The sequence below is a fragment of the Micromonospora narathiwatensis genome (assembly GCF_900089605.1).
GTDB classification, from domain to species: Bacteria; Actinomycetota; Actinomycetes; order Mycobacteriales; family Micromonosporaceae; genus Micromonospora; species Micromonospora narathiwatensis.
The window spans coordinates 1551697-1566600 of record NZ_LT594324.1; the positions used below are offsets into that span (position 1 = coordinate 1551697).

Sequence of the window (14904 nt, forward strand, 5' to 3'; positions counted from 1 at the left end):
TCCGGCTCAGTCGGGGGCGCAGACGATGACGAGGTCGGGGTCGGCGGGGTCGAGGTCGGCGGTGAAGGTGCGGCCCCGGCCGAGCAGCCGGACCCGGACCGGCCGGCCCGGGTCGTCCGGGTCGTGGGGGAGCCCGACCAGCCGGAACCGGCCGGCGCCGTCGGTCCGCGTCGCGTACGGGGTGCCGACCACCTCGACCCGCATCGCGGCGAGCGGTTGCCGCTCCGGCCCGACCACGCGGCCGTCGAGGGTGCGCATGCCGAGCTGCCGCAGCCGCAGCGGATGCCGCACGGGCGGCACGGGTGGCAGCGGCCGGGCGATCTGTGCCGGCACGTCGAGCAGCAGCGCCGGCCGGGGCGCGACGCCGAAGGCCCGCCACAACTCCGGGTCGCCGGCGGCCAGTGCCAGCTCCGGCTCGCCGGCGGTCGCGGCGGCGGCGAGCACCCGGTCCAGCGCGGGCAGCGCCGCCGGTCCGGCCCCGCTGACCAGCAGCCGGACCACGAACCGGTACGGTTCCCGGGCCTCGCCGCCGGCGGCGGTCTGCCGGGCCGGCCGCAGCTCCAGCGGCCAGACGGTGAGCCCGCCCGCCGGGTCGTCGCGGGGCGGGCCGACCGGGACGGGGTCGCCCGCCGCCCCGGTCAGCCAGGCCGCGACGTCCGCGACGGCCGCCTCGATCGCGCCGGTCATCGCGGCGGGGTTCCCTGGATCCGGTACGCGATGGCCTCGTTCCACACATGCGGGTAGACGCCGATCTCGAAGTACCGGGTGAACCGGTTGATCGGCGCGTTGACGTGGTCGTGCCAGAGCAGCCACACCGGGGCGATGGTGAACAGCACGTAGTTGAGCCCGACCAGGGGCAGGTAGAGCGGGCCGAGCAGGCGGGCCTGGAGGATGTGCACGTCCTCGTGCCGCTGGATGCGGGGACTGGACCCGGCGCAGACCGTGCCGATGGTGGTGGCGTACCGGGGCGACACCCCCTCGACCACGTTGACCCGGCCGCTGCCCTGTGACACCACCCGGTCGAGCTGGTGTCCGACGATCAGGTGCGGGGCCAGGTAGATCGCCCCGGCCACGGTGTTGAGCAGGCTCCAGGTGTGGTCGACCACGAAGCGGAAGATCCCCTTCGGGTCCGCCCCGTACGTGCCGGCCGCGGCGACCGCCCAGCCGAACGGCGCGCCGACCAGCAGACCGACGACCGCGCCGATCACCAGGCCGAGCAGGCCGCCGGCGAGCTGGCCGAGCAGCGCGCCGAGGACGATGTGGACGGCGGCGGTGATGATGCCGAAGATCATCTCGGTCACCCCTTCCTCAGACCCACGAGCGGACGTAGCGGGGCTCGCGTCCCTGCGCGAGCTGGGTGGGCGACGCCTGGGTCGCCTGCCGGTTGCCGGGGGGCAGCTGGTTGATGCCGAGGGCGGCGGAGAAGATGACCAGTCCGTTGAAGAACGCGATGATCCACTTTTCCGGGCCGGCGCCGTCGGCGAACGCCGCGGTGAGGTACGACAGCGCGAGGGCGACGCCCAGCGCGATCCACTTGCGTGCCTTGTCGCCGCTCGGGCCGATCAGGCCGCCGACGACGTTGGTTGCCAGCAGCGTGGCCGCGCTGGCGCCGGTCAGGCTGCCCAGGGCGGCCCAGGTGAAGAGATCGTTCACGGCGATCTCCCTTCGGATGGTGCGGTGGTGCGTCGGGGTGGGTGGTGCGACGGCCGGGCCCGGGTGGGCCGGGCCGCCCGGATGGCGGCGTTCGCGCCGGGTCAGACCGATCCCGGGTGGTCGGCCGGGGGTAGCGGCGCGGGCGTGGGGGCGGCCGGGGCGGCGGTGACCGGGCCGCGCGGGCGGCGGAGCAGGAGTACGACGACCACGGCGAGCAGCAGCAGGACGACCACGCCGCCGACCACCAGCAGCCAGGGGAAGGAACCGCCGGAGGCCGCGGCGGTCGTGCCGGTCGGGGCGGGCTGTGCCGGCGCCTCCGCCACGGCCCGCAGCTCAGCCGGCTTGGTCTGGTCGGCGGCCAGCTTCCAGCTCACCGTCCGGTCGTTGACCGTGCCGTTGCTGTCGAGCACCCGACCGGGGAATGTCATGGATATCTCGAGCGACAACGATCGCAGAAATTCCTGTTGGGTCTGTGGGTTGTACTGGGCCGCTTTCTCGCCGTAATTCTTCGGGTCCAGGGAGAGCGTGAAGCGGTAGAGGTTGCTCTCTCGGCGCAGATTCACGCCATCTCTGTTGAATTCCGCCAGCGGCTTTTTGTGATAGGAGATGTGAACGCCGTAAACCTGGGCCGTCTCGTACACGGTCTCGTCGCCGGCGGGCAGCGTGGGGAGCTTGCCCCGCAGTTCGTCGAAGGCGGCCGGGATGTCGGTGCGCTGCGGGGGATTGGGCACCTGTCCGGCGGGGCGGGTCGCTCTGATGGCGGGGCCGGTCGGGGTGATGACGGGCAGGTTGGGCAGGTGCGGTCTGATGACGCGCCAGTCGGGGATGGCCGGGCCGATCACGGGTCCCGAGCCGGGCGGTGCGAGCTTGGACTTCTCGGCGGTCACCAGGAGTTGGCCCGTCACCGTGTCGTCGCCGTTCACGGTCAGCCCGAGGTTGAACTGCGTGCAGCCGCTCAGCGCGGCCACGAGGGCGAGACACACCGCGAGGCGGAATGCCCGGCCGTGGTGGAGTCCCCTGTTCATGCGAACAGTGTGTGTGATCGCTATCACATCCAGCAGTCAGCGATCAGTCACATGCATGTCGCCGATCTTACCGGTCACCTGTCCCGTTCGGCCGACCCCGGAAAGTCGACCGATAGATATTCTGAAAGGTTGACCATTGCGCGGTTTCCGGCGGTGATCTCCTTCGCCCCGACGGGTGACGCGCACAGCGCGTACCGGGGCGCCGCGCTGGCCACGTACGACGGCGAGACCAGGCGGACCGTCGAGCTGCTCGGCGACCGGATCCCCACCGACACCGTCCGGCGGATCTGGGCCACGGCCCTGGAAACGACCTGGATGGGGCCGCATGTCTGGTTCCACGGCGACGTCGCCTGGGGGAACCTGCTGGTGCGGGACGGCCGGCTCGTCGCGGTCATCGACTTCGGCTGCTGTGGGATGGGCGATCCGGCCTGCGACCTGGCCGTCGCCTGGACGCTGCTGTCCGGCCCGAGCCGGGCGGCGTTCCGCGCCGCGCTCGGCGTGGACGACGCGACCTGGGCCCGGGGGCGGGGCTGGGTGCTCTGAAAGGGCCTGATCACGCTCGACAGCCCCGACCCGGTCCGCGTCGCCGAGGCCCGCCACATGGTCGACGCCGTCCTCGCCGAGTACGCCGAGTCCATCCCGGGCCGGGGCCGCCCGCTCGGGTGAGGGTGTGGCCGCCGGGACCGTCGACCCGTCCCGGCTCTCTTTACGAGCATGAAATCGACTGTTATCTTTCCGGCAAGACTTGCAAGAGTTTGCAGTCTCCGGAGGTCGGCCGGCGCGGCGTTCGGGCGTACGAACCATCCACCACCCGCGTTCCGTCGGAGATCACCATGCCCAGACCCCGTACCCGCGCTGTCCTCGCCCGGTTGCTCGTCGCCATGCTGGCGGCCGCCGGCCTCACCGTCGGCTCCCCGCCCGCCGCCGCCTCGATCGACACCCGGTCGCTCGGTGCCCGCTACGACGCCACCGGCGCCACCATCACGTTCCGGGTCCACTCGGCCGCCGCCACCCGCATCGCCGTCTACCTCTACGCCGCGCCGACCGACGCCGCCGAGCGGGTCAGCTACGTGCTCACCCGGGACGCGTCGGCGATCTTCAGCACCTCGGTTGCCGTCGCCACCCTGCGGGACACCTACGGCATCACCGGCACCGTCTACTACGGCTACCGGGCGTGGGGGCCGAACTGGCCGTACAGCACCGCCTGGACGAAGGGATCGTCGGCCGGCTTCATCTCCGACGTCGACTCCGCCGGCAACCGGTTCAACCCCAACAAGCTGCTGGTCGACCCGTACGCCCGGGAGATGAGCCACGACCCGCTGCGCCCCGGCATGACCAACGGGACGGTCTACGCCTCCGGCCCGTCGTACCGCACGCTGGACAGCGGCCCGTACGCGCCGAAGGGCATCGTGCTCGCCGCCGGCACCGCCGCGACCGGCACCAAACCGACCCGACCGTTCAAGGACGACATCGTGTACGAGGTGCACGTACGCGGACTCACCAGGAACGACCCCGGCGTGCCCGCCGCCTACCAGGGGACCTACCGGGGCGCCGGGATGAAGGCCGGCTACCTGGCCTCGCTCGGGGTGACGGCGGTGGAGTTCCTGCCCGTGCAGGAAACCCAGAACGACGCCAACGACGTCAACCCGACCAGCACCAGCGGGGACAACTACTGGGGCTACATGACGCTGAACTGGTTCGCCCCCGACCGCCGGTACTCCTCGGACCGCACCCCCGGCGGTCCCACCCGCGAGTTCCAGGCGATGGTCAAGGCGTTCCACGACGCCGGCATCAAGGTGTTGCTCGACGTGGTCTACAACCACACCGGCGAGGGCGGCGCGTACAACTCGGGCGGCTCGTCCGTCTACGACCTGTGGTCCTGGCGGGGGCTGGACAACCCGACGTACTACTCGCTGACCGCCGACCGGCAGTCGTCCTGGGACAACACCGGCGTGGGCGGCAACTACAACACCTACAATCCCGTCGCCCAGGACCTGATCGTCGACTCGCTGGCGTACTGGAAGGACATCCTCGGCGTCGACGGATTCCGGCACGACCTGGCCACCGTGCTCGGCAACACCTGCCAGCACGGCTGCTACCAGTACAGCCGCACCGACCCGAACACGGCGCTGAACCGGATCGTCCGGGAGATGCCGGCCCGGCCGGCCGGCGGCGGCAGCGGGGTGGACTGGATCGGCGAGCCGTGGGCCGTCGGCGCCGGCACCTACCAGGTGGGCAACCTGCCCGCCGGCTGGTCGGAGTGGAACGGCCAGTACCGCGACACGCTGCGCAGCGACCAGAACCGGATGGGCTATGACGCGGTCACCCCGGGACAGCTCGCCAACCGCTTCGCCGGCTCCTCCGACCTGTACGGCGACGACGGCCGCCGGCCGTGGAACTCGGTGAACTTCATGGTGGCCCACGACGGGTTCACCCTGCGCGACCTCTACGCCTGCAACACCAAGAACAACACCCAGGGCTGGCCGTACGGGCCGTCCGACGGCGGCAGCGACGACAACCGCTCCTGGGACCAGGGCGGGGTCGCGGCCGACCAGCGGCGGGCCGCCCGCAACGGGCAGGCATTCCTGATGCTCTCCGCCGGCACGCCGATGATGACCGGTGGGGACGAGGTGCTACGCGGCATCCGCTGCAACAACAACCCGTACAACCTGGACTCGTCGGCGAACTGGCTGGGCTGGAGCCCCGACGCCGCCCAGATCACCTTCCGTACCTTCACCGCGCGGCTGGCCGCGTTCCGCAAGGCCCACCCGGCGCTGCGTCCGGCGTCCTTCTACTCGGCGAGCGACGGCAACGGCAACGGCCTGGCCCAGCTCGTCTGGTTCACCCCGACCGGGAGCAGCCCGGACAGCGCGTACTGGGGGGACGCGAACAACCACGCGATCGGCTGGCGGATCGACGGCACCGAGTTCGGCGACCCGGCATCGGCGATCTACGTCGGCTACAACGGCTGGTCGGGCGACGTGAACTTCGTACTGCCCTCGCCCGGCGCGGGGAAGCAGTGGTACCGGGTCACCGACACCTCGAACTGGGCGGAGGGGCCCGAGCAGGTGGCGCAGCCGGGCGCCGAGGCGTACCTCGGCGGACAGGGCACCAACTACCTGCTGCGCGGCCGGGCGGTGCTGCTGCTGGTCGCCAGGTAGCGGGCGGGGCGGCGGGCCGGGCGGGGTCGGACTAGGTTGACCGGATGCATGCTGTTGCCTGTGTCCTGCTGGTCGACCGCGCCGGCCGGCTGCTGCTCCAGCTCCGCGACGCGCACGCGGCGTACCACCCGAACGTGTGGGGCCTGCCCGGCGGGCACTGGGAGCCGGGCGAGACGATCGAGGAGACGGCGCTGCGGGAGCTGCGGGAGGAGAGCGGGCTGCGCCCCGACGGCCCGCTGCGCCTCTTCGCCGAGCAGGAGATACCGGAGGTCGACCGGGTCAAGCACTACTTCTTCGGCGCGACCGCCGCCCGGCAGGAGGACGTGGTGCTCGGCGAGGGTAGGGCGATGGTCTTCACCGCCCCGGCCGACGTGCTGGACGGCCGGCCGTACACCCCGGGCACCGTGGACGTGCTCGCCCGCTTCCTGTCCTCCCCCGAGTACGCCGAACTCGCCGCCCGATCCCGCGCGGGCCGGGGGTGATCGGGGCCACCGGCGAGTGGTGGCCCCGATCGCTGCCGTCCGGTCGGCCGGGGCGCACCATGGGTGGGTCCGGACGGGCGACGGGAGGCGACGATGGCGCGGTGGGGCAGCTGGCGACCACTCCGGGTCGGCGGGGCCGACGCCACGCCCCGGCCCGGAGCGGTCGTCCGCGAGGCCGCGGGGCGGCTGCGGCGGCGCTGGCTGCCGGTGGCGGAGGCGACCATCGCGGCCACCGTCGCGTGGATCCTCGCCACCCGGCTGGTCGGCCACCCGCAGCCGTTCTTCGCCCCGGCCGCCGCGCTGATCGTGCTCGGCCAGGCGCGCGGCCAGCGGATCCGCCGGGCGGTCGAGGTGGTGCTCGGCGTGGCCGCCGGCGTGCTCGTCGCCGACCTGGTGGTGCAGGCGCTCGGCCCGCGTACCACCTGGACCGTCTTCACCGTCATCCTGCTCACCGTGGCCCTCGCGGTGGCGGTCGGCGCCAGCTCGGTGACCGTGGTGCAGGCCGCCGTCTCCGCCCTCTACCTGGTGGTCGTCGCGCCGCCGTCCGAGACGCCGGTCCCGTTCCGGTTCGTCGACGCGCTGATCGGCGGCGCGGTGGCGGTCGTGGCGAGCCAGCTCATCGACGCCCGCCGGCCGCTCGCCCCGCTGGTCACCGAGTTCCGGCACACCTTCCAGGAACTGGCCGGGGTGCTCGACGAGATCGCCGCGGCGCTGGACCGGGGCGACGACGGGGCGGCCCTGGCCGCGCTGGAGCGGGCCCGGCAGGCCGACGCCGGGGTGGAGCGGCTGCGCGACGCGGTGCAGGCCGCAGGCGAGGCGCTCCGGCTCAACCTGCGCCGCCGCCGGCACCTCGGGCGGCTGCGCTCGGTGGCGGGCTCGATCCGGCAGATCGACTACGCGGTCCGCAACGTACGGGTCCTCGCCCGCGCGGCGGTCACCCTCACCCGGGGCCCGGCGCCGGTGCCGCCCGACCTGGGCGCCGCCGTCCGGACCCTGGCCGAGGCGGTCCGCTCGGCCGGGGACGCGCTCGCCGCCGACCTCAACGGGCAGGACCGGATCGCCGACACCCACGCCGAGCGGGCCGACACCGCCGCCCTGGCGGCGGTCCGAGCGGCGGGCCGCCTGTTCACCCCGGGCCAGACCCTGCCGCTCGCGATGATCATCGGGCAGGTCCGGGCCACCGCCATCGACCTGCTGCGCGGGGTCGGCGTCGACGACGACGCCTCGGTGCTGAGCCGGGTCGACGCGGCGGTCGCCGGACCGGCCCACTGACCGCTCAGCCGGACAGCCAGTCCACCGCCCGCTCGCGGACCTCCGCCGGCACCTCGTGGCCGCCCGGGAACTCGGCATACTCCACCGGGTAGCCCAGGGTGTGCAGGCGCGGCACGAGCCGCCGGCTGCACACGTCCACCGGGAGGACCCGGTCGTCGGCGCCGTGCGAGACGAAGACGCGCGGCCGGCCGTGGGTGACCAGGGGCGCGGCGAAACCGGGGGAGAAGGCCAGCACCGCGTCGACCAGGTCGCCGTTGGTCAGGCCCAGGGTGAGGGCGTACGACGCCCCGTCGGAGAAGCCGCCCAGCGTCACCCCGGCCACCGGGTACGCCGCGAACGCCGCGCCCACCAGCGCGTCGATCCGGCGTACGTCCGGGCCGAACCCCTCGGCGATCAGGTCCCAGGTGCTCGCGGCGGCCGGTGGGGCGAGCAGCAGCAGTCGCCGCGCCTCGGCGAGGGGCAGCAGCAGGTCCAACCCCTGCCGGGCCGAGCCCCCGGCGCCGTGCAGCAGCACCACCAGCCGGTACGGTCCGGCGTCGCCGGCCGGGGCGTACCGCAGCGCCGGCGGTCCGCCCTCCGGGTCGGGGACGAAGGTCAGCCCGGTCGGACCGGGCGCGGCCACGGCGGCGGGGCGGGCGCTCAGCCGGCCGTGCCGGTGCCCCTCCTCGGGCTGCCGGTGCGGTGGCGCGGGCTCGGTCACCTCTGCTCGCCCTTCGTCGGCGGTCGGGTCGGCCGGCGCATACCCGGCTCCCGGCCGCCCAACCGCCCGGTCAGGCGCTCTCCCTCGCGACCAGCGTCGAGGGGAACGCGGTGACCGGCGGCACCCGCCGCCCGTGCAGCACGGCCGTGGCCGCCGCCGTGGCGATCCGGCCGACCGGGTGGGTGGCGGTGGTCAGTGTCGGACTGCTGACCGCCGCGTACGGGATGTCGTCGAAGCCGGCGACCGCCACGTCGTGCGGCACCCGGAACCCGCGCCCACGCAGGGCGGCGATCGCGCCCAGCGCCGTCGCGTCGCTCGCCGCGTAGATCGCGTCGGTGTCCGGCCAGCGGGTGAGTGCCTCCAGCGCCGCCGGGCCGCCCCGGTCGGCGGTGAAGTCCCCGGTCACCAGGCGCACCGGCAGGCCGCCCGCCCGCATGAGCGTCTGGTACGCGGTCACCAACCGCTCGGCGCAGGCGAGCCAGCGCGGACCGGTGACCATGGCGATCCGGCGGCGGCCCCCGGCGTACAGGTGGCGCAGCACCGCCTCGGCGCCCGCGGCGTTGTCCACGTCGAAGGAGGGGACGGTCGGCGAGCCGGTGCCGATCGAGGCGACCCGCCCGCGCAGTCGGGCGGGGACCTCGGCGAGCACCGCCGCGGTGGTGTTGACCAGCAGCACCCCGCAGACGCTCCGGTCCTCGCCCAGCCGGCGCAGGCCGGCCGGGGCGGTCAGCGACAGCCATTCCAGGGCCACGCCGACCCCCTGCGGGGCGCACACCCGGGCCGCGGCGCTCACCACCCGGTCCACGTACGGGTCGTCCAGGACCGTGGCGTCCGCGCCGGAGACGACGACCACCAGCCGTACCCCGGCGCCACGGACCAGGGCGCGGGCCGCGGTGTTCGGCACGTAGCCGAGGCGGTCGGCGGCGGTGGTGACCCGGTCCCGGGCGTCGGGCGAGGCGAATCCGTAGCCGCCGAGCACCCGGGAGGCGGTGGCCCGCGACACCCCGGCCGCCCGGGCCACGTCGTCGAGCGTGGCGGGACGTGTCGTCGGCGTACCCATGTCTGGTCCTCCAGGCCCGGCCGAGCCCCCACACCCGGCTTTGTCGGCATCATGCACCGTCCGGGCCGCCCACGGTAAGGGGTGGTGGCGCTTGCCGTGTGAGCGCTCTCAGGTGTGGGATGGTCGTCGGACAGCCTGGGGGAGAGGAAGACAGCCACGGTGAGCAGCACCATCGACGCGGCGACCGCCGACCGACCCGTCGCACCCCGGGCGGTCCTGGCCGCGCGCAACGGGGTGGCGGTGGTGTTCGCCCTCAACGGGCTCGCGGTCGGCACCTGGTTCTCCCGGGTGCCCGCGGTCCGCGAGGCGCTCGGGCTCAGCGCCGGGCGGCTCGGCCTGCTGCTGCTGGCCATGTCGGCCGGCGCGGTGCTCGCGATGCCCGTCGCCGGGCTGCTCACCCAGCGACTCGGCCCGGCCCGCACGGTGGCGGCGTCGGTGCTGTTCGTCGCGTTCGGCACGGTCGTCGCCGGTCTCTCCGCCGGCCTGCTCGGCTCGGCGATCGGGGTCGCGCTTGGCCTGTTCGCCTTCGGCTACGGCTCCGGCACCTGTGACGTGGCGATGAACGTCGAGGGCGCGGCGGTGGAGAAGCGCCTCGGCCGGACGATCCTGCCCCGATTCCACGCGGCGTGGAGCCTGGGCACGGTGGCCGGAGCCGGGATCGGCGCCGGGGCGGCCCGGCTGGACGTACCGGTGGGGGTGCACCTGCCCGCGCTCGCGGCCGTGGTCCTGGTCGGCACGCTGCTCGGCGTCCGCGCGTTCCTGCCCGCCCCCGCCGAGGCGGACGGCCCGGCGGACCCGGCGGCCCGGCGTCGAGCGCTGCTGGCCACCTGGCGGGAGCCGCGTACCCTGCTCATCGGCCTGCTGGTGCTGGTCATGGCGTTCACCGAGGGCAGCGCCAACGACTGGCTGGCGGTCGCCTTCGTCGACGGGTACGGCGTCAGCGAGGCGGTCGGCGCCACCGTGTTCGGCGTCTTCGTGGTCGGCATGACCCTCGGCCGGACCGCCGGCACGATCGCCATCGACCGCTGGGGGCGGGTGCCGGTGCTGTTCGGCACCATCGGGCTGGCCGCTGCCGGTGCCGCCCTGGCCGTGCTGGCCGGCTCGGGGGCGCTCGCCATCGTCGGCGTGGCGCTGTGGGGCATCGGGGCGTCGCTCGGCTTCCCGGTCGGGATGAGCGCCGCCGCCGACGAGGAGGACCGGGCCCCGGCCCGGGTCAGCGTGGTCGCCGTCATCGGCTACACCGCCTTCCTGGGCGGGCCGCCGCTGCTCGGCTTCCTCGGCGACCACCTGGGCATCCTGCCCGCCCTGGGCGTCGTGCCGCTCCTGCTGCTGCCCACCCTCGCCCTGGTTCCGGTGCTGCGCCCGCCGGCCCGCTGAGCCGGGTGGCCCGGGGTCAGCGGACTCTCACCGGGCTCGCAGCCGGTTGCCAGGTACGGGTGTTGCACTGGGCGGGACCCGACGAGAGGAGGCCGGCATGGGCTGGTTCAGCCGACGGGCCGCCGACCCGACCACCCCGACCAAGCTCGACCGCGAGGCCACCGGCGAGGACCTGGCCGCGCTGGAAGCCTTCGTGACCAGCCGCCGTGGCGTGGAGTTCTACCTGGAACCGGAGACCACGGCCACCGACACCACCGTGGTCGCCATCGCCGACGACGGCGAATGGATCCGCCGCCGTACCGGCTCGCCCCGGGTCGCCGCCAAGATCGCCCGACGGCACGCGGTCCCGCTGTACGAGGCGGCCCGCACCGGCTATCCCGAGCGGATGCGGGCCTGGAACCGCGCCCACCCGGAGCGCCGCGTCCGCTGACGGCCGGCTCCCGCCCGGCCCTGCGGGCCGGGCGGCGTGCTGTTTCTGTCCGCCGGTCAGCTCTCGTCTCTGCCCGGCGGTCAGCCGGTCAGCGCGGCCCGCGCCTCGGCCAGCCGGATCGGCTCGTCGTGGGCCGAGACGTACCATTCGACGTCGCCGCTGAGCAGGCCGCGCGCCATCGCCAGGTCGGGCTCGTCCGCCGGGGTCCGCAGGTGGGCCGGGGGCGGATACCAGCAGTCGCCGAGCAGCAGCACCCCCGAATCGGGCACCAGCACCACCGACGAATCCGGGGCATGCCGCCCGCCCACGTGCCGGACGACCACCCCGGTGGGCAGGACGAGCTCGTCGCCGAAGGTACGCGTCGGCGGCAGCACCGCGAAGCCGTCCCAGGAATCCACGGCGAGGGCCCGGGCCCGGAAGCTGGGCCCGAGCCGGGGATTGTCGCGTACCTGCTCGCGCAGGTAGCGGTGACTCCACGGGCGGGCCGCCTCGGCGCGCAGCGGCGCGACGCCGGCCTCGTGCCCGACGATCTCGACGCCCGGCCAGGCGCACGCGCCCCAGACGTGGTCCCAGTGGTGGTGGGTGTAGACCAGCCAGCGGGGCTCCGGCAGGCCGGCCGCGCGCAGCCCGGCCCGGATCTCGCGGGCGTGGGCCGGGCTCTGCCCCGCGTCGACGAGCACGCTGCCACGGTCGTCGGCGACGACCGCCACGGTCGGCCGGACCGCGTACGGATCGGGGTCGCCGGGGAACAGCCAGACTCGACCGGCGAGCTGTCGGGGCGCGAGGGTGTCGATGGCGCTGCCCCCTCCGCTCGGTCGACCGCGGTCCACAGTCGAGCGCGATGCTACCGTCCCCGTCCCCGTCCCCGTGCCCGTCCCGCTCAGCCGGCCAGGGCGCGGCCGAGGGCGTAGCCGAGGGACGCCGCGCCCAGCCCGGCGACCAGGCTGACCAGCGCGTTCGCCAGCGCGTGGCGGCGCGCGCCGGTCCGGGCCAGCCGTAGCGTCTCGTAGCTGAGCGTGGACCAGGTGGTCAGCGCGCCGCAGAAGCCGGTGCCGATCAGCGCGGTCACCGCCGGCGCGGCCGGAACCGCGGCCACCGCGCCGAGCAGCAGCGACCCGGCCACGTTGACGGTCAGCGTGCCCCAGGGGAAGACGGAGTCGTGCCGGGCCTGCACCGCCCGGTCGGTGAGGTAGCGCAGCGGAGCGCCCAGCGCGGCCCCGATCACGATCAGCAGGACGGTCACCGGGCCGCCCCACCGGCCCGGACCAGCAGCCGGCTGGTCACCGTATCCCCGGTCCAGACCGCCAGCAACGCCCCGACCAGGGTCGCCGCCAGGTACGCCAGCGCCGTACCCGGCGCCCCGGCGGTCACCGCCTGCTGCGTGTCCACGACGTACGTGGAGAAGGTGGTGAACCCGCCGAGCACGCCGACGCCGAGGAACGGCCGGAGCAGCGGGCCGGCCGGGCGGGCCGTGAGCACCGCCATCAGCACACCGATCAGCAGGGAACCCACGACGTTGATGCCGAAGGTGGCCCACGGGAAGCCGGTGGGCGGATGCGGGAAGGTGGCCTGGAGGCCGGCCCGGGCCAGCGCGCCGAGCGCGCCGCCGGCGGCTATCGCGCCGAGCACCGCCGCCGGGTGTGCGGCCAGTTCCCCCCGGTCGGCGGGTACGCGCAGGTCGACGTCGGGGTCGACGGGAAGTTCGGGTGTTGGTGTCACGGTGCCTCCCCACCAGTCATGGGCATCACTGGCAGGGACCGTTGGCGACGTGACGCGGTTCTCCCGGCGCGGCCCGGGACGGCGGGCCCCACCGCCGGTCACCGCCGAGCATAGCCCTCCCGGGCCGGCCCGGACCCGTGCCGGGGACCGCGTCCACCCATGATCATGAATCGGGCCGGCCGCCCCGCCTGACCTGGCAGGACGGCCCGGTACGGGCGTACGGTATGCGGCATCGTCCGGCGCGAGGCGGCGTCCGGACCGTCGCGCAGGAGGCAACCGTGCAGGACCGCACCCCTCGTTCCGACGAGCTGGAACCCGTCGAACGGGCCGGCGTCGACGAACTGCGGGCGCTGCAACTGGACCGGCTGCGCTGGTCGCTGCGGCACGCGTACGAGAACGTGCCGCACTACCGCCGGGCCTTCGAGGCGGCCGGGGTCCACCCGGACGACCTGCGCGAGCTGTCCGACCTGGGCCGGTTCCCGTTCACCGGCAAGGCCGAGCTGCGGGAGAACTACCCGTTCGGGATGTTCGCCGTGCCCCGCGAGCGGGTCGCCCGGCTGCACGCCTCCTCCGGCACCACCGGCCGTCCCACCGTGGTCGGCTACACCCGGGCCGACGTGGCCACCTGGGCGAGGCTGATGGCCCGCTCCATCCGGGCCGCCGGGGGCCGTCCCGGCGACCGGGTCCATGTGGCGTACGGCTACGGGCTGTTCACCGGGGGCCTGGGCGCGCACTACGGTGCCGAGGAACTGGGCTGCACGGTCATCCCGGTCTCCGGGGGCATGACCGAGCGGCAGGTGATGCTGATCCGCGACTTCGAGCCGGATCTCATCATGGTCACCCCCAGCTACATGCTGGCCATCGTCGACGAGATGGAACGCCAGGGCGTCGACCCCCGGTCCACCTCGCTCAAGGTCGGCGTCTTCGGCGCCGAGCCGTGGACCGAGGACATGCGCCGCGAGATGGAGGGGCGTCTCGACATGCACGCGGTGGACATCTACGGGCTGTCCGAGGTGATGGGGCCGGGGGTGGCCGTCGAGTGCGTGGAGACCAAGGACGGCCTGCACCTGTGGGAGGACCACTTCTACCCGGAGATCATCGATCCGGTCACCGGCGCGGTGCTGCCCGACGGCGAGCAGGGTGAGCTGGTGCTCACCTCGCTCACCAAGGAGGCCATGCCGGTGGTCCGCTACCGCACCCGGGACCTGACCCGGCTGCTGCCCGGCACCGCCCGTACGATGCGGCGGATCGAGAAGATCACCGGCCGGACCGACGACATGATGATCGTCCGTGGGGTGAACGTCTTCCCGACCCAGATCGAGGAGTTGATCCTGCGTACGCCCGCGCTGTCGCCGCACTTCCAGTGCGTGCTGGACCGGCAGGGCCGGATGGACACCCTCACCGTCCGGGTCGAGCGGCGGGCCGGGGTGGCCGCCGACGAGGCGGAACGGGCCGGGGCGGTTCTGGTCCAGCAGGTCAAGAACACGATCGGGGTGAGCGTGGCGGTGCGGGTCATCGAGCCGGACGGGGTGGAACGATCGATGGGCAAGATGCGCCGGATCGTGGACCAGCGGCGGGGGAACTGACGTGGCGGAGTACGACGGCCGTACCCCGGCGCACGACATGTTCGACGTCGACGTGGCCTCCAAGGGGCTCGGCGTCGAGCTGGTCTCGGCCGGCCAGGGCGCGGCGGTGGCCCGGATGCGGGTCACCCCGGCCATGCTCAACGGCCACGCCATCGGTCACGGCGGTTTCGTCTTCCTGCTCGCCGACACCGCGTTCGCGCTGGCCTGCAACAGCCACGGCCCGGCCACCGTGGCCGCCGGCGGCGAGATCAGCTTCCTGCGTCCGGTGCACGAGGGTGACCTGCTGGAGGCCCGGGCCACCGAGCGGGTCCGCTACGGCCGCAGCGGCATCTACGACGTCACGGTCTGGCGGGACGACGAGGTGGTCGCCGAGTTCCGGGGTCGCAGCCGCACCCTGGCCCGGGACGCGCGGGGCGGGGCGGCCGGCTGAGCCACCGGG

Annotated in this window: 17 protein-coding genes; 8 read left to right on the top strand and 9 right to left on the bottom strand. The window is 74.3% G+C overall.

Going from position 1 to position 14904, the window contains the following annotated elements:
- Positions 1-6: 6 nt before the first annotated feature.
- The 4 genes from GA0070621_RS06965 to GA0070621_RS30710 all read right to left on the bottom strand — a co-directional run bounded on the left by GA0070621_RS06965 (position 7) and on the right by GA0070621_RS30710 (position 2621).
- A complete protein-coding gene (locus GA0070621_RS06965) occupies positions 7-687 on the bottom strand; it encodes a carboxypeptidase-like regulatory domain-containing protein (protein WP_091192464.1) in 681 nt (226 codons plus the stop codon).
- Positions 684-1292, bottom strand: a complete 609-nt coding sequence (locus GA0070621_RS06970) for a glycine zipper family protein (RefSeq protein WP_091202113.1) — start codon at positions 1290-1292, stop codon at positions 684-686. Before GA0070621_RS06970 ends, GA0070621_RS06965 begins: the two co-directional genes overlap by 4 nt.
- Before the next feature lie 16 nt (positions 1293-1308).
- The gene (locus GA0070621_RS06975) at positions 1309-1653 is read right to left on the bottom strand and encodes a hypothetical protein (protein ID WP_091192465.1); all 345 of its coding nucleotides are present in this window, start codon (positions 1651-1653) and stop codon (positions 1309-1311) included.
- Between the two features lie 101 nt (positions 1654-1754).
- Positions 1755-2621: an LppM family (lipo)protein gene (locus GA0070621_RS30710; RefSeq protein WP_167666669.1), complete on the bottom strand. Its 867-nt coding sequence runs from the start codon at positions 2619-2621 to the stop codon at positions 1755-1757.
- Positions 2622-2807: 186 nt separating this feature from the next.
- Between GA0070621_RS30710 and GA0070621_RS06985 the strand changes: the two genes are divergently transcribed.
- The 4 genes from GA0070621_RS06985 (at position 2808) to GA0070621_RS07000 (ending at position 7593) form a co-directional block, all read left to right on the top strand.
- A complete protein-coding gene (locus GA0070621_RS06985; RefSeq protein ID WP_331715199.1) occupies positions 2808-3221 on the top strand; it encodes a phosphotransferase in 414 nt (137 codons plus the stop codon).
- A 290-nt stretch (positions 3222-3511) separates the two neighbouring features.
- A complete protein-coding gene (locus GA0070621_RS06990; protein WP_091202117.1) occupies positions 3512-5839 on the top strand; it encodes an isoamylase in 2328 nt (775 codons plus the stop codon).
- 44 nt (positions 5840-5883) lie between these two features.
- Positions 5884-6321 (top strand): NUDIX hydrolase, encoded by a 438-nt coding sequence (locus tag GA0070621_RS06995; RefSeq protein ID WP_091192469.1) that lies wholly within the window; start codon positions 5884-5886, stop codon positions 6319-6321.
- 93 nt (positions 6322-6414) lie between these two features.
- Positions 6415-7593 (top strand): FUSC family protein, encoded by a 1179-nt coding sequence (locus tag GA0070621_RS07000; RefSeq protein WP_091202119.1) that lies wholly within the window; start codon positions 6415-6417, stop codon positions 7591-7593.
- Positions 7594-7597: 4 nt separating this feature from the next.
- Here GA0070621_RS07000 and GA0070621_RS07005 read toward each other — a convergent pair whose 3' ends face one another.
- The gene (locus GA0070621_RS07005; RefSeq protein ID WP_091192470.1) at positions 7598-8293 is read right to left on the bottom strand and encodes an alpha/beta hydrolase; all 696 of its coding nucleotides are present in this window, start codon (positions 8291-8293) and stop codon (positions 7598-7600) included.
- Positions 8294-8363: 70 nt separating this feature from the next.
- A complete protein-coding gene (locus GA0070621_RS07010; RefSeq protein WP_091192472.1) occupies positions 8364-9353 on the bottom strand; it encodes a LacI family DNA-binding transcriptional regulator in 990 nt (329 codons plus the stop codon).
- Positions 9354-9512: 159 nt separating this feature from the next.
- Between GA0070621_RS07010 and GA0070621_RS07015 the strand changes: the two genes are divergently transcribed.
- Together GA0070621_RS07015 and GA0070621_RS07020 are read left to right on the top strand one after the other, a co-directional pair.
- Positions 9513-10730, top strand: a complete 1218-nt coding sequence (locus tag GA0070621_RS07015; protein ID WP_091192473.1) for an MFS transporter — start codon at positions 9513-9515, stop codon at positions 10728-10730.
- Positions 10731-10827: 97 nt separating this feature from the next.
- Complete coding sequence (locus tag GA0070621_RS07020; RefSeq protein ID WP_091192475.1) at positions 10828-11160, top strand: hypothetical protein; 333 nt, start codon at positions 10828-10830, stop codon at positions 11158-11160.
- A gap of 80 nt (positions 11161-11240) precedes the next feature.
- Here the strand turns inward: GA0070621_RS07020 and GA0070621_RS07025 are convergent, their stop codons facing one another.
- From GA0070621_RS07025 to GA0070621_RS07035, 3 genes are read right to left on the bottom strand one after another with little or no spacing between them, the layout of a single operon-like run.
- Entirely contained in the window at positions 11241-11990 is a 750-nt protein-coding gene (locus GA0070621_RS07025) for an MBL fold metallo-hydrolase (protein WP_167666670.1), read from the bottom strand.
- A gap of 50 nt (positions 11991-12040) precedes the next feature.
- Positions 12041-12403: a fluoride efflux transporter CrcB gene (gene crcB, locus GA0070621_RS07030; protein WP_091192477.1), complete on the bottom strand. Its 363-nt coding sequence runs from the start codon at positions 12401-12403 to the stop codon at positions 12041-12043.
- On the bottom strand, positions 12400-12879 hold the full coding sequence (locus tag GA0070621_RS07035; protein ID WP_091192478.1) for a FluC/FEX family fluoride channel: 480 nt from the start codon (positions 12877-12879) through the stop codon (positions 12400-12402). Before GA0070621_RS07035 ends, crcB begins: the two co-directional genes overlap by 4 nt.
- Before the next feature lie 278 nt (positions 12880-13157).
- Here GA0070621_RS07035 and paaK point away from each other — a divergent pair, with 278 nt between their 5' ends.
- Both paaK and paaI read left to right on the top strand, forming a co-directional pair.
- Positions 13158-14465 (top strand): phenylacetate--CoA ligase PaaK, encoded by a 1308-nt coding sequence (gene paaK / locus GA0070621_RS07040; protein WP_091202125.1) that lies wholly within the window; start codon positions 13158-13160, stop codon positions 14463-14465.
- A gap of 37 nt (positions 14466-14502) precedes the next feature.
- Entirely contained in the window at positions 14503-14895 is a 393-nt protein-coding gene (gene paaI, locus GA0070621_RS07045) for a hydroxyphenylacetyl-CoA thioesterase PaaI (protein WP_091202123.1), read from the top strand.
- Positions 14896-14904: the final 9 nt, after the last annotated feature.

Bases quoted from the DNA above. Each gene is read 5' to 3' on its own strand.
- GA0070621_RS06970 (WP_091202113.1), bottom strand. From the start codon at position 1,292: ATGATCTTCGGCATCATCACCGCCGCCGTCCACATCGTCCTCGGCGCG.
- GA0070621_RS06990 (WP_091202117.1), top strand. From the start codon at position 3,512: ATGCCCAGACCCCGTACCCGCGCTGTCCTCGCCCGGTTGCTCGTCGCC.
- GA0070621_RS06995 (WP_091192469.1), top strand. From the start codon at position 5,884: ATGCATGCTGTTGCCTGTGTCCTGCTGGTCGACCGCGCCGGCCGGCTG.
- GA0070621_RS07010 (WP_091192472.1), bottom strand. From the start codon at position 9,353: ATGGGTACGCCGACGACACGTCCCGCCACGCTCGACGACGTGGCCCGG.
- GA0070621_RS06965 (WP_091192464.1), bottom strand. From the start codon at position 687: ATGACCGGCGCGATCGAGGCGGCCGTCGCGGACGTCGCGGCCTGGCTG.
- paaI (WP_091202123.1), top strand. From the start codon at position 14,503: ATGTTCGACGTCGACGTGGCCTCCAAGGGGCTCGGCGTCGAGCTGGTC.
- GA0070621_RS07000 (WP_091202119.1), top strand. From the start codon at position 6,415: ATGGCGCGGTGGGGCAGCTGGCGACCACTCCGGGTCGGCGGGGCCGAC.
- GA0070621_RS07020 (WP_091192475.1), top strand. From the start codon at position 10,828: ATGGGCTGGTTCAGCCGACGGGCCGCCGACCCGACCACCCCGACCAAG.